At 33.3% G+C, this 14,535-nt stretch carries 15 protein-coding genes; all 15 read left to right on the top strand.

Annotated elements, in window-relative coordinates; genetic code table 11:
- Nucleotides 1-31 precede the first annotated feature (31 nt).
- Nucleotides 32-571, top strand: a complete 540-nt coding sequence (locus ACH2BP_RS05340; RefSeq protein WP_395057747.1) for an NADH-quinone oxidoreductase subunit B — start codon at nt 32-34, stop codon at nt 569-571.
- A 4-nt stretch (nt 572-575) separates the two neighbouring features.
- Nucleotides 576-1,097, top strand: a complete 522-nt coding sequence (locus ACH2BP_RS05345; protein WP_395057749.1) for an NADH-quinone oxidoreductase subunit C — start codon at nt 576-578, stop codon at nt 1,095-1,097.
- 24 nt (nt 1,098-1,121) lie between these two features.
- Complete coding sequence (locus ACH2BP_RS05350) at nt 1,122-2,360, top strand: NADH-quinone oxidoreductase subunit D (RefSeq protein ID WP_395057751.1); 1,239 nt, start codon at nt 1,122-1,124, stop codon at nt 2,358-2,360.
- A gap of 5 nt (nt 2,361-2,365) precedes the next feature.
- Nucleotides 2,366-2,896 (top strand): complex I 24 kDa subunit family protein, encoded by a 531-nt coding sequence (locus ACH2BP_RS05355; RefSeq protein ID WP_395057753.1) that lies wholly within the window; start codon nt 2,366-2,368, stop codon nt 2,894-2,896.
- Between the two features lies 1 nt (nt 2,897).
- Nucleotides 2,898-4,265: an NADH-quinone oxidoreductase subunit NuoF gene (gene nuoF, locus ACH2BP_RS05360; RefSeq protein WP_395057755.1), complete on the top strand. Its 1,368-nt coding sequence runs from the start codon at nt 2,898-2,900 to the stop codon at nt 4,263-4,265.
- 74 nt (nt 4,266-4,339) lie between these two features.
- Entirely contained in the window at nt 4,340-5,308 is a 969-nt protein-coding gene (locus ACH2BP_RS05365; protein ID WP_395057757.1) for a hypothetical protein, read from the top strand.
- 31 nt (nt 5,309-5,339) lie between these two features.
- The gene (locus ACH2BP_RS05370; protein WP_395057759.1) at nt 5,340-6,389 is read left to right on the top strand and encodes a 2Fe-2S iron-sulfur cluster-binding protein; all 1,050 of its coding nucleotides are present in this window, start codon (nt 5,340-5,342) and stop codon (nt 6,387-6,389) included.
- On the top strand, nt 6,382-7,413 hold the full coding sequence (gene nuoH / locus ACH2BP_RS05375) for an NADH-quinone oxidoreductase subunit NuoH (RefSeq protein WP_395057761.1): 1,032 nt from the start codon (nt 6,382-6,384) through the stop codon (nt 7,411-7,413). The genes ACH2BP_RS05370 and nuoH overlap by 8 nt, the downstream gene beginning before the upstream one ends.
- A 99-nt stretch (nt 7,414-7,512) precedes the next feature.
- On the top strand, nt 7,513-8,037 hold the full coding sequence (locus tag ACH2BP_RS05380) for an ORF6N domain-containing protein (RefSeq protein WP_395057763.1): 525 nt from the start codon (nt 7,513-7,515) through the stop codon (nt 8,035-8,037).
- 150 nt (nt 8,038-8,187) lie between these two features.
- Nucleotides 8,188-8,736 carry a NuoI/complex I 23 kDa subunit family protein gene (locus ACH2BP_RS05385; protein ID WP_395057765.1) on the top strand — a complete coding sequence of 183 codons (549 nt, stop codon included), beginning with the start codon at nt 8,188-8,190 and terminating at the stop codon, nt 8,734-8,736.
- The gene (locus ACH2BP_RS05390) at nt 8,733-9,245 is read left to right on the top strand and encodes an NADH-quinone oxidoreductase subunit J (RefSeq protein WP_395057767.1); all 513 of its coding nucleotides are present in this window, start codon (nt 8,733-8,735) and stop codon (nt 9,243-9,245) included. The genes ACH2BP_RS05385 and ACH2BP_RS05390 overlap by 4 nt, the downstream gene beginning before the upstream one ends.
- A gap of 1 nt (nt 9,246) precedes the next feature.
- Nucleotides 9,247-9,567: an NADH-quinone oxidoreductase subunit NuoK gene (nuoK, locus tag ACH2BP_RS05395; protein WP_395057769.1), complete on the top strand. Its 321-nt coding sequence runs from the start codon at nt 9,247-9,249 to the stop codon at nt 9,565-9,567.
- Nucleotides 9,568-9,573: 6 nt separating this feature from the next.
- Nucleotides 9,574-11,457 (top strand): NADH-quinone oxidoreductase subunit L, encoded by a 1,884-nt coding sequence (gene nuoL, locus ACH2BP_RS05400; protein WP_395057771.1) that lies wholly within the window; start codon nt 9,574-9,576, stop codon nt 11,455-11,457.
- 12 nt (nt 11,458-11,469) lie between these two features.
- Nucleotides 11,470-12,909 (top strand): NuoM family protein, encoded by a 1,440-nt coding sequence (locus ACH2BP_RS05405; protein ID WP_395057773.1) that lies wholly within the window; start codon nt 11,470-11,472, stop codon nt 12,907-12,909.
- A gap of 47 nt (nt 12,910-12,956) precedes the next feature.
- Nucleotides 12,957-14,327, top strand: coding sequence for an NADH-quinone oxidoreductase subunit N (locus tag ACH2BP_RS05410; protein ID WP_395057775.1), 1,371 nt, complete (start codon nt 12,957-12,959; stop codon nt 14,325-14,327).
- Nucleotides 14,328-14,535 lie beyond the last annotated feature (208 nt).

Consider the following 14,535-nt stretch of genomic DNA (forward strand, 5'->3'; position numbering starts at 1 on the left):
AATATTTAAAATTTAAAATCTAATATTAGAAATGGAAACAAATATAGTAGAAGCACCAGAAGGAGTTGTCGGAGAAGGTTTTTTCGCCACCAAACTCAACGATGTCGTAGGTTTAGCTCGTGCCAATTCACTTTGGCCTTTGCCGTTTGCAACTTCTTGTTGCGGAATCGAGTTTATGGCTACTATGGCTTCTCATTACGATTTAGCGCGTTTTGGGTCAGAAAGAGTAAGTTTCTCTCCTCGCCAAGCAGACATGCTAATGGTTATGGGAACCATTTCGAAAAAAATGGCGCCTATTTTACGTCAAGTTTACGAACAAATGGCAGAGCCTCGTTGGGTAATCGCAGTTGGAGCTTGTGCATCTTCAGGAGGGATTTTCGATACCTATTCTGTTTTACAAGGAATAGACAAAGTAATTCCAGTAGATGTTTATGTGCCAGGTTGTCCGCCAAGACCAGAACAAATTGTAGATGGAGTAATGCGTTTGCAAGAATTAGTTAAGTCTGAATCTGTTCGTCGTCGTAGCTCACCAGAATATCAAGAACTATTAGCATCTTATAACATTAAATAAGAACATGGCTTTAGAAAACACCCAAATTCAAGATAATTTAACAGAAACTTTCGGAGAAAGTGTCGTGAATTTTCGTCAAGAAAAAGACATTTTTACTTTCGAAGTGGCATCTGATAAAATGACTTCAGTGATTTTATTTTTGAAGAATGAAGAGTCTTTAAATTTCCACTTTTTAACCGATTTGTGCGGTATTCATTATCCAGATAGCCCTGTGAACGAACAATTCGCTGTAGTATATCATTTGCACAATTGGATTGAAAATAAAAGAATCAGAATCAAAAGTTTTATTAATGGAGAAACTCCTGAAATAAAAACAATTTCAAATATTTTCTTGTGTGCCAATTGGATGGAACGTGAAACCTATGATTTCTACGGGATCAATTTTATAGGCCATCCACAATTAAAAAGAATCTTGAATATGGACGAAATGGTATCTTTTCCGATGAGAAAAGAATTTCCAATGGAAGATTCAGGAAGAACAGACAAAGACGACAGATTTTTTGGTAGAACACCATCAAATTCATAAAAATAAATAATTCAACATTATAAAATGTCAGAACTATTATTACCACCAGAGCATCGCTATGCTAAAATAATTAAAGAGAAACTAAACGAAGATGGAAGCGAGCTTTCGATCTTGAATTTAGGACCTACTCACCCAGCCACTCACGGTATTTTTCAAAATATCTTGTTGATGGATGGTGAACGTATAGTTGATGCCGAACCAACCATTGGTTATATTCATCGTGCGTTCGAAAAAATTGCCGAAAACCGTCCTTTTTATCAAATCACTCCGTTGACAGACAGAATGAACTATTGTTCTTCGCCTATCAATAATATGGCTTGGTGGATGACATTAGAAAAATTATTAGATATTGAAGTGCCTAAGCGCGCACAATATTTAAGAGTTATTGTAATGGAATTAGCGCGTATAACGGATCATATTATATGTAATTCGATTTTGGGTGTCGATACTGGAGCCTATACAGGGTTTTTATACGTATTCCAATTTAGAGAGAAAATTTACGAAATCTACGAAGAAATTTGTGGTGCTCGTCTTACAACAAATATGGGAAGAATTGGCGGTTTCGAAAGAGATTGGTCACCAAAAGCTTTCGAATTATTAAATACCTTCTTAGAAGAATTTCCAGCTTGTTGGAAAGAATTTGAAAATCTTTTCGAAAGAAATAGAATCTTTATTGATAGAACGGTAAATGTAGGTGCTATTTCTGCTGAACAAGCTATGGCGTATGGATTTACAGGTCCAAATTTACGTGCGGCGGCTATCGATTATGATGTTCGTGTTTCTGAACCGTATTCGTCATATGAAGATTTTGAATTCATCATTCCAGTAGGAAAATCAGGTGATACGTACGACCGTTTTTGTGTTCGTAATGCCGAAGTTTGGGAAAGTTTAAGCATCATTCGTCAAGCATTAACTAAAATGCCAGAAGGAAATGTGTACCATGCAGAAGTTCCAGATTATTACCTTCCTCCAAAAGAAGATGTGTACCATAATATGGAATCATTAATTTATCACTTCAAAATTGTGATGGGAGAGGTTCCTGTTCCAGTAGCTGAAATTTATCACGCTGTAGAAGGAGGAAACGGAGAATTAGGATTTTATTTAACTACCGATGGAAGTCGTACACCGTACAGATTACATTTCCGTCGTCCTTGTTTTATATACTATCAAGCTTATCCAGAAATGATTAAAGGAGCATTATTATCGGATGCTATCGTAATATTATCAAGCCTTAATGTAATTGCGGGCGAATTAGACGCTTAATAATTATGGAAAAAACACAGATCAAACAAAATATCAATATCACGGAAGCTTTGATGACGCGTATCAATGAATTGTGCAGTCATTATCCAGAAGATAAAAGAAAATCAGCCTTATTGCCTGTTTTGCACGAAGTGCAAGATGCTCACGACAATTGGCTGAGTATCGAATTGCAAGACAAAGTAGCTGAAATTTTATATATCAAACCCGTAGAAGTATACGAAGTTGTTTCTTTTTATACCATGTATAATAGAAGACCTATTGGTAAATATATGTTCGAATTTTGTCAAACTTCACCTTGTTGTTTAAATGGAGTAGAAGATTTAATGGATTATACCTGCAATAAATTAGGTGTAAAAGTTGGCGAACCAACTCAAGACGGATTGTTTGAAGTTCGTGGTGTAGAATGTTTAGGTGCTTGTGGTTATGCCCCAATGATGCAACTAGGCGATTTCTATAAAGAACACTTGACAGAAGAAAAAATCGATCAGTTAATTACTGATTGTAAAGACAATAAAATAATATTACACGATAAATAAGATGTCAAAAAAAATATTATTAGACAAAATAAACGTTCCAGGGATTAGAACTTACGAAGTATATCGTCGTGAAGGCGGTTATGCATCAGTAGAGAAAGCACTAAAAACGTTAACACCAGACGAAGTTGTAGAAGAAGTAAAAACTTCTGGAATACGTGGTCGTGGAGGAGCAGGATTTCCAGCGGGAATGAAATGGAGTTTTATCGATAAGAAATCGGGGAAACCACGTCATTTGGTTTGTAATGCAGATGAATCTGAACCAGGAACATTCAAAGACCGATATTTGATGGAATTTATTCCTCATTTATTAATCGAAGGAATGATAACTTCTAGTTATGCCTTGGGTGCAAACTTATCTTACATTTATATTCGTGGAGAATATATGTGGGTGTATAAAATTTTAGAAAGAGCCATTGCCGAAGCAAAAGCTGCCGGTTGGTTGGGTAAAAACATTTTAGGAACTGGCTACGATTTGGATTTATATGTTCAAATTGGAGGAGGAGCTTACATTTGTGGTGAAGAAACTGCATTAATCGAATCATTAGAAGGAAAAAGAGGAAATCCTCGTATCAAACCACCATTTCCAGCAGTATCTGGACTTTGGGGGAATCCAACTGTTGTAAATAACGTAGAAACTATCGCTGCTGTGCCTTGGATTGTGAATAATTCAGGAGCTTCTTATGCCGAAATAGGAATAGGTCGTTCTACAGGAACCAAATTAATTTCTGCTTCAGGAAATATTAAAAATCCTGGGGTTTACGAAATCGAAATGGGATTGTCTGTATTTGAATTTATGAATTCCGACGAATATTTGGGTGGTATGGCAACCGATAGGCCTCTAAAAGCATTAGTTCCGGGAGGAAGTTCAGTACCCATTTTACCAGCTCATTTAATATACAAAACCGCCAATAATGAAGACCGTTTAATGTCTTACGAAAGTTTGTCAGATGGAGGTTTTCCTACAGGTTCCATGTTAGGTTCAGGCGGGTTTATCGTATATGATGACAGAGCTTGTATTGTTCGTAACACATGGAATTTCTCTCGTTTTTACCACCATGAATCTTGCGGTCAATGTACACCTTGCCGTGAAGGCACAGGTTGGATGGAAAAAATATTACACAGAATAGAAAACGGTCATGGCCGTGAAGAAGACATCGATTTACTATTGAGCATTCAAAGTAAAATAGAAGGAAATACAATTTGTCCTTTAGGCGATGCAGCAGCTTGGCCAGTGGCAGCAGCGATTCGCCATTTTAGAGAGGAGTTTGAATACCATGTTCGTTTTCCGGAAAAAATAAAAAATAGAGACCACTTTGTGAATGAGCCATTTGAGAAAGTGAAGCATTTGATAGTAAAACAAGAAATTTAAAATAGTTTGACTCTAAATACCCTAACAGGGTTTCAAACCCTGCAAGAGTTAAAAAGAGTTAAAATAAGTATAAAATGACAATAAAAGAAGCAGTAATAATAAGTTTAGAAGAACTAAACAATCTTGTAACTTCGATTGAAGTTTACAATTATATAAATGCAAAAAAATATTATGATTTTGGCGGAAGTAAAACACCCGCAGGTACAGTATCAGCACAATTAGGTCATTTTATTAGAAACGAGGATGCAAGAGTAAAAAGAATTAAAAAAGAAAATGGTTTTTTTGTATATTATTTATCCAAAAATGAAGCAAGTTTAAATACTGAAAATGAAACGCCAAAAGAAGTAAAAACTCAAAAAGAAATAAAAAGTAAAACTTACGAGGAAAGAGATTTACACAAACTCTTGAGTAGTTTTTTAAAAGCATCGGGGGAGTTTTCTAAAACTATTTTTCACGAACAATCCAACAGGAGCGACGAACACCAGAAATGGGTTCACCCAGATATGGTGGGAATTAGATTTTTGAAATTACAAACAAACGTAAGTCAAACATTTTTGAAAGCAGTTAATCGAATTGACACTTTTAAATTGACATCATACGAAATTAAAAAAGAAATAAACACCGATTACGAGTTAAAAAAATGTTTTTTTCAAGCTGTTTCAAATTCAAGTTGGGCGAATTATGGATATTTGGTTGCTTTTGAAGTTAGCGACAATATAAAAGAAGAAATGGAACGCCTCAATCAGTCGTTTGGAATTGGTGTTATATTATTAAAAACAAATCCGTATGAAAGTAAAATACTATTTCAAGCAAGGTATAAAGATTTAGATTTTAAAACCATTGATAAATTATGTAAAATTAATATCGATTTTGAGAAATTTATAGAACAAACCGAAAAATTAATGATGGCAAATGAAAAATATTCAAAATCGACAGAAAAAGAATTTGAAGAATTTTGTGATAGTTATTTTATAAATGATTCGGAAGCAGAAAAATATTGTGAAGATAAAAATATCCCACAAACAGATTATATCGAAGAATAAAAATTACTCCGTAGGAGTTAAATATTGGTAAATGAAAGTAACCATAGACGGACAAAGTGTAGAAGTAGCACCAGGAACAACCATATTGCAAGCAGCACGAATGATTGGAGGCGAAGTAGTGCCGCCAGCCATGTGTTATTACTCAAAACTAGAAGGTAGCGGCGGTAAATGCCGTTGTTGTTTGGTTGATGTAACAAAAGGTAGCGAAGCAGATCCAAGACCCATGCCTAAATTAATGGCATCTTGTGTAACTGGTTGTCAAGACGGAATGGAAATAGCCAGTAAAGCTTCTCCAAGGGTTCAAGAGGCAAGAAAATCGGTAACAGAATTTTTGTTAATTAACCACCCGTTAGATTGTCCAGTTTGTGATCAAGCCGGAGAATGTGATTTACAGAATTTAAGTTTCGAACACGGAAATCCAAAATCTCGTTTCATCGAAGAAAAAAGAACATTTGAGCCAGAAGATATTGGCCCAAATATTCAACTACACATGAACCGTTGTATTTTATGTCAAAGGTGTGTTCAAGTAGCAGACCAATTGACTGATGATAGGGTTCATGGTGTGATGGATCGTGGAGATCACGCCAATATTTCAACATGCATTTCTAAAGCAATTGACAATGAATTCTCTGGAAATATGATTGATGTTTGTCCTGTTGGTGCATTAACCGATAAAACATTTCGATTCAAATCGAGAGTTTGGTTCAATAAACCATACAATGCACACAGAGATTGTGACAAATGTTGCGGAAAAACAACCGTTTGGATGTTTGGTGGAGAAATTCAAAGGGTAACTGGTCGTAAAGATGTGTACCATGAAGTAGAAGAATTTATCTGTAACGGCTGTCGTTTCGACCATAAAGAGGTTAATGATTGGACTATTGAAGGCCCACGTGAATTCGAAAAAGATTCGGTTATCAATCAAAATAAATACTTCGGAAAAACGGACAAAGTAGTTATTGATACTGAAAAATTAATATTAGAAGGTAGAGAAATTGACCATAAAAAAATTAGTATGTCTGAGATTGATTACAACGAAAAAATTGATGGCAACCTTATAGATTCAAAGAAAAATGGATAGTGCATTTATAATAGAAAAAAGCGTTGTCATTGTTGTAGTTTTTGCTTTAACAATGATTATGGCCATGTATTCTACTTGGGCAGAGCGTAAAGTAGCTGCATTTTTGCAAGATAGAGTTGGACCAAATCGTGCCGGTTGGGGCGGATTATTACAACCCCTTGCCGATGGATTAAAACTATTTTCGAAAGAAGAATTTTCTCCTAACACACCCAATAAATTTTTGTTTGTCGTAGGGCCAGCCATTGCTATGAGTACAGCCTTGATGACCAGTGCAGTGATACCTTGGGGAGATAAATTACATCTTTTTGGTAGAGATATATTATTACAAGCAACTGATATTGACAATGCTTTATTGTACATTTTTGCAGTAGTTTCTGTTGGAGTTTACGGTATCATGATTGGTGGTTGGGCATCAAATAATAAATTTTCCTTAATGGGAGCGGTTCGTGCGGCATCGCAAATGGTTTCGTATGAAGTAGCCATGGGATTGTCTATGATTGCTTTATTGATGATGACTGGTACATTGAGCTTGAGAGAAATATCAGCACAACAAGCGGGAATGAATTGGAATGTATTTTACCAACCCGTTTCGTTTTTAATCTTTTTAATTTGTGCTTTTGCAGAAACAAACAGAACACCTTTTGACTTAGCAGAATGCGAAAGTGAATTAATTGGTGGTTACCATACAGAATATTCTTCTATGAAAATGGGATTTTATTTATTTGCTGAATATGCGAATATGTTTATCTCATCAGCCATTTTAGCTGTTTTATTCTTCGGAGGATACAATTATCCAGGAATGCAATGGATGGTTGAAAACGTTGGAGTTAATACTGCTAATATTTTAGGTTTCTTAGCTTTGTTTATTAAAATCTGTGGCTTTATTTTCTTTTATATGTGGGTTCGCTGGACGATTCCACGTTTTAGATATGACCAATTAATGCATTTGGGTTGGAAAATTTTAATTCCATTAGCGATTTTAAATATTATGGTTACGGGAATTTGTTTGTTGTTGTTTAAGTAAGTTTAATTATATTTAATTGATTTTACAAAGTTTTAGATCTATTTAATTAAATAAAAACTAAAGGTATCGCATTTTGCGATACCATTGAAAATCAATAAGATGGAAAATAGATTGACAATTATTCCAAATGAAATTATTCAAAACAAAATCTATCTGATTAGAGGTCTAAAAGTAATGTTAGATATCGATTTAGCGGAACTTTATCAAGTAGAAACTAAAAGAATTAATGAACAAGTAAAGAGGAACGTATTAAAATTTCCTGAACATTTTATGTTTCAATTAGACAAAAATGAATATGAAATCTTGAAGTCGCAAATTGCGACTTCAAGTTGGGGAGGAAGTAGGAAATTGCCATACGCTTTTACAGAACACGGTGTTTTGCAATTATCAAATGTTCTAAAAAGTGAAAGAGCAACTGAAATGAGTATTAAGATTATTGAAGTTTTTGTTAGTTTACGAGATTTCTTGATAGATAATTTGAATTTAAAATTAGAAGTTGATATGATTAAGAAAAAATTAATCAATCACGACAAAAACATCGAATTGGTTTTTAGTTATTTAGATGAATTAATTGACAAAAAAGAAAACACAATAGAAAGAAATAGAATTGGTTATAAAAAATAAAGATTAATAATACTGGAATGCCCTAGCCCTGATAGCAGTGGAAATCCTGTTATTGCGAATGAAAAATCTTGAATAGATTGCTTCGTTCCTCGCAATGACAGATTGTAACGAATAGCAGGAAATAGCTCCTAAAAAATAATAATAAACAGAATGGATATACAAAGTATTTCATTATCGGGTAGAAAAAAACAAGTTTCCAACAAGGAGATGACTTTTTTAGAAAGCCTTTATCTTGTGGCGATTGTAAAAGGATTACTTATTACAATCAAGCACTTTTTTAGAAAAAAAGTAACGATTCATTATCCCGAGCAAGTGCGCGAGATGAGTCCCGTATATCGTGGTCAACACATGTTGAAGCGTGATGAACAAGGCCGTGAAAACTGTACTGCTTGTGGTTTGTGTGCACTGTCTTGTCCTGCAGAAGCCATTACAATGAAAGCTGCCGAAAGAAAAGCGACTGAAAAACACTTGTACCGTGAAGAAAAATACGCTGAAATATATGAAATAAATATGTTGCGTTGTATTTTTTGTGGTTTGTGTGAAGAAGCTTGCCCAAAAGATGCCATTTACTTAACAACTTCAAAAGTGCTCGTGCCTTCAAGCTATGAGCGTGAAGATTTTATTTTTGGTAAAGACAAACTAGTTATGCCTTTAGATATCGCAATGCAAAATGCACAACTTAAAAACGCTAACTCATGAGTACCTTATTAATTATTTTCTACTTTTTGTCGGCCATCACATTGTCGACTGCATTTTTAACTATCATTAGTAAAAACCCTATTCATAGTGCTATTTATTTGGTGATTTGCTTCTTTAGTGTTGCAGGTCATTATTTATTATTTAACGCACAATTTTTAGCTATCGTTCATATTATAGTGTATTCTGGAGCCATTATGGTTTTGTTTTTATTCACGATTATGTTGATGAATTTGAACGAAGAAGGCGAGCCTCATAAAAAAATCGCATCAAAATTGGCAGCAGCCGTATCCTTTGGATTGGTTTGTTATGTGATGTTAGCCGTTTTCATAAAAGCTATGCCGAAAATTGAATCTTATAGAACTTCTGGTCAGGATTTTCAATCAATAAAAGTTTTGGGTAAAGTATTACTTAATGAATATATGGTGCCTTTCGAATTTGCTTCTGTATTGTTATTAGTAGCAATGATGGGTGTAGTGTTATTGTCTAAAAAAGAAAAATCAATTCAATAAAATGAATAATATATTAGTAGAAATAGGAATTGAAAATTACATCTTTTTGTGTGTGATTTTGTTCTGTATCGGAATTTTCGGGGTTTTGTACCGACGAAATGCCATTATTATGTTTATGTCTATCGAAATTATGCTCAATGCAGTTAATTTACTTTTTGTAGCATTTTCAACTTTTCATCAAGATGCGCAAGGACAAGTTTTTGTATTCTTCTCGATGGCTGTGGCTGCTGCCGAAGTTGCCGTAGGATTGGCAATATTAGTATCGATTTATAGAAATTTAAGTTCTATTGATATCGATAATTTAAAAAACTTAAAAGGATAAATACTAATGGAAAAAAATTTAGCTTTAGTATTATTGTTAGCGCCACTTTGTGGATTTTTATTTAATGTTTTTCTTGGAAAAAAAGCAGGAAAAACCATTGTAGGAGCTATAGGAACATTATCGATTCTGATATCATTTTACGCAACTACATACTTCTTTGCACTTATTCAATCGAATGTGAAACCAATTCAAATTGATTTGTTTCAATGGATTTCTTTAGAGAAATTCAATGTTAACTTCTCATTTTTATTAGACCAATTGTCTATTCTTTGGTTGTTGTTCGTGACTGGAATTGGGACATTAATTCATTTGTATTCTATTTCTTATATGCACGATGATGAGAATATGCACAAGTTTTTTGCGTATTTGAATCTGTTTGTGTTTTTCATGATCACATTGGTCATAGGAAGTAATTTATTGGTAATGTTCATTGGTTGGGAAGGTGTTGGATTGTGTTCTTATTTACTAATTGGTTTTTGGTATAAAAATCAAGAGTATAATGATGCAGCCAAAAAAGCTTTTATCATGAACAGAATTGGTGATTTAGGTTTGTTGATTGGGATATTTATTCTAGGATATTTATTCAATACTTTAGATTACGCTACTTTAAAAAGCGGCATTTTATCAAATAGTGATATTTTATCAAATCCATTATTATCTATCGCTGCTCTATGTCTATTCATTGGAGCTTGTGGAAAATCAGCACAAATTCCATTATATACTTGGTTGCCAGACGCGATGGCTGGACCAACTCCGGTTTCGGCATTAATTCATGCTGCGACGATGGTTACCGCTGGTATTTTTATGGTAACCAGAATGAATTTCTTATTCGATTTAGCACCGTATGTTCAAGATATAATGGCAATTATTGGAGCAATTACTGCCATTGTAGCTGCTTCGATAGGATTGGTTCAAAATGACATTAAAAAAGTATTGGCTTATTCTACCGTTTCACAATTGGGATTAATGTTTTTAGCATTGGGTCTTGGTGCTTATGAAGTAGCCGTTTTCCATGTTATCACACATGCTTTCTTCAAAGCTTGTTTGTTCTTAGGTTCTGGATCTGTAATTCATGCTTTACATGGAGAACAAGATATGCGCAAAATGGGTGGTTTGAAAAAATATATGCCAATTACATTTTGGACGATGATGATTTCGACTTTGGCAATTTCAGGAATCTTTCCTTTTGCAGGATTCTGGTCTAAAGATGAAATTTTAATGACAGCTTTCCACGGAAATATGATTCTTTGGATTATTGGTTCGATAGCTTCTATCATGACTGCATTTTATATGTTTCGATTAATGTATTTGACATTCTTCAAAGAATTTAGAGGAACTGATGCACAAAAAAATCATTTACACGAAAGTCCTAGTTTAATTACTATTCCATTAATAATTTTAGCATTTTTGGCTGCTATTGGCGGACTTATTAGTTTGCCAGGAAACAGTTGGTTAAATCATTATTTAGCACCATTATTTGGTAAAGTTGGTCATGCAGAACACCATTTAGATGGAACTGCTTATATGCTAATGGCAGTTGCGACCGTTGGTGCTTTAGTCGGAATTGGAATTGCTTATTTTAAATATATTAAAAATAGTGAAGTTCCTTCAGAAGATTCTGAAATTAAAGGAGTTGCTAAAGTTTTATACAATAAATATTATATAGATGAAATATATGATGCAGTTATCGTAAATCCATTATATAAAGTATCACATTTCTTCAGAAAATACATTGAAACTGCGGTTTCTGGATTTGTTTTCGGTTTAGGGAAAATAACAAACGAAATTGGAAATCAAGGAAAATTAGTTCAAAATGGAAGCATAGGATTGTATCTTTTTGCTTTTGTATTGGGAGTTTGTTCGATATTTATTTATTTATTTTTAGTTTAATAATTACACACAATGAACGTATCATTTATACTCATATTTTTATTATTCGGTGCTGTGGCAACTTATTTTGCAGGAGATAAATTTGCTAAAACAGTAGCTTTGTTTTTCAGTTTAGCGTCAATTGTTGGATCAATATTTATATTAAATCAATACAATCACGGAATAAATTCTGATTTTATAGCGAATTGGATTTCTAATCCTAACTTATATATTGCTTTAAAAGTTGATGGTTTATCATTGGCGATGCTACTTCTAACGACAGTTTTAACATCAATAATTATATTTTCTTCTTTCGGGAATGAATATAAAAACAGCAAAAATTTCTATGCCTTAGTATTGTTTATGTCATTTGCAATGGTAGGAACATTTCTTAGTGCAGATGCTTTCTTGTATTACATTTTTTGGGAATTGTCATTAATCCCAATTTATTTTATAGCACTTGTTTGGGGTAACGGAGATGCTGAAGATCGTAAAAAAGCAGTAATTAAATTCTTCATCTATACTTTAGCGGGTTCATTGTTTATGCTAGTTGCATTTATGTATTTATTCCAAAAAGCAGGAAGTTTAATGATTGGAGATTTGTATGCTGTACATTTAACCGATCAAGAACAATTTTGGATATTCTTAGCCCTATTTTTGGCTTACGCTATCAAAATTCCAATTATCCCTTTTCATACTTGGCAAGCAAATGTGTATAAAAAATCACCAACAGTTGGTACGATGTTGCTTTCAGGAATCATGCTAAAAATGGGATTGTATAGTGTCATTCGTTGGCAATTGCCAATAGCTCCTTTCGCTGCAAAAACATATATGACAATTCTTATTGGATTGAGTGTTGCAGGGGTTGTATATGGTTCGATAGTCGCTTTAAAACAAAAAAACATTAAAAAATTATTGGCTTATTCATCACTTGCTCACGTTGGTTTAATTGCCGCCGGAGCTTATACCTTAACTTTAGATGGTTTGCGTGGTGCAGTTTTACAAATGATTGCTCACGGATTTGTAGTTGTGGGACTTTTCTTTGCTGCCGAAGTAATAGAAAGACGTTTCAATACACAAGAAATTGCTGAAATGGGCGGAATCAGAATTCAAGATAATAAATTTGCTTCGATGTTTATGATAATCATGTTGGCTTCGGTTGCATTGCCAGGAACATTCAATTTTGTTGGAGAATTTACTTTACTATACAGTTTATACAGTGCTAATATTTGGTTTGCAGTTATTGCAGGAACAACGATTATATTAGGTGCGGTTTATATGCTAAAAATGTTTCAACACGTTATGTTGGGCGAAGCGAATGCAAAAGTATTTCAATCGATAACGACAAACGAAACGATTGTTTTCGTAGTAATAATTGTTGTATTGTTGTTTTTTGGATTGTTTCCAAAACCAATCACAGATTTGATTACGCCTGCATTACAAGAAATAGTGACAAAAATTAATAAAATTTAGAGTTCATAATTTTTTGAATTCAGTAATATAAAAAAGAAATATAAAGAATGAATACTCTTATATACATATCAGGATTAGGGATATTGTCACTTATTGCAGAGATTTTTAATGCAAGAAAAATAATTGTCCCAATTACAATCATTGGACTTTTAGTTATTTTAGGTTTTAACATATCTACTTATAATCATCTAGGTACTTATTATAATAATATGATGGTTGTTGATAAATTTTCGGTAGCATTTTCAAGTCTATTTATTCTAATTACTGTCTTTTTAGTGGCACTAAGTCATGAGTTTTATAAAGAGCAAGCAACTAAAATCTCCGATTATGTAGGAATAAAAGTATTTCTTTTAGCAGGAGCAGTAGCTATGGTTTCTTTCGGAAACTTGTCTATGTTCTTCTTAGGAATCGAAGTTTTATCTATTTCTCTATATATTCTAGCAGCAAGCAATCGATTAAATTTAAAAAGTAATGAAGCAGGAATGAAATATTTCCTTATGGGTTCGTTCGCTTCAGGAATTATACTTTTCGGAATCTGTTTGATATATGGCGCAACTGGAAGTTTCGATTTGAATTCAATATCACAAATAATTCACAGTACAAATTATCCACAATGGTATTTTATAGGCATTATATTTTTGTTAATAGGAATGCTGTTCAAAATTGCAACTGTTCCTTTCCATTTTTGGGCACCGGATGTTTACGAAGGAGCTCCTGCTCTTACTACTGCAACTATGAGTAGTTTGGCTAAAATTGTGGCGATGGCAACATTATACAAGTTAGTAACGGCTCTTATGCCAAACCAGAATTATTCTCTTCAACTCATTATTGTTTGTGTAGCAATTGCATCAATGGTTTTAGGAAATATTATGGCATTGCGTCAAAATAATGTAAAACGTATGTTTGCTTTTTCAGGAATATCGCACGCAGGTTTTATGGTTTCTACTCTTTTGTTAATGAATAACGCTGCGAGCACCTTATTATATTATGCTTCAGCTTATGCAATTGCGGGGATTGCATTTTTTGCAATTGTAATTTATGTGACTAAAGACAAAGAAAACGAAACGATTGATAGTTTTAATGGTTTTGGAAAATCACACCCATTATTAGCTGGAATATTAACAGCTTCCTTGTTGTCTATGGCAGGAATTCCTATATTATCAGGTTTCTTTGCAAAATTTTTCTTACTAAATCAATTGATGCATACAGGTTGGTTGGTTGTAGTTATTGTAGCGATTATAAGTTCTATTATAAGTGTGGGTTATTATTTTAAAATAATCCTTGCGATGTACACAAAAGACAACGAACAATCTTTACCTAAAGTTCCTGTAATGTATCAAATCGTGGCTGTTGTAGCTTTAATATTAAATATTACTTTGGGATTATTTCCTAATGTAGTTTTAAATTTGTTGGGATAAGATCGATTAAAAATATTAATACAAAAACCATTTCGTTATATATGAAATGGTTTTTTTAATAAAACTACCTCATTCAAAATGTTTTTAGCTCACATTGAAATAAATAAGAATGATTATTTCAAAAAATAAATTAAAAAAATTAATCCCAACTTGCTTGTATCATAAATAGTTGTATATTTGCAATCTTAAAAAATTAACTAAACATCAT

Source organism: Flavobacterium sp., assembly GCF_043756175.1.
Classification (GTDB): domain Bacteria; phylum Bacteroidota; class Bacteroidia; order Flavobacteriales; family Flavobacteriaceae; genus Flavobacterium.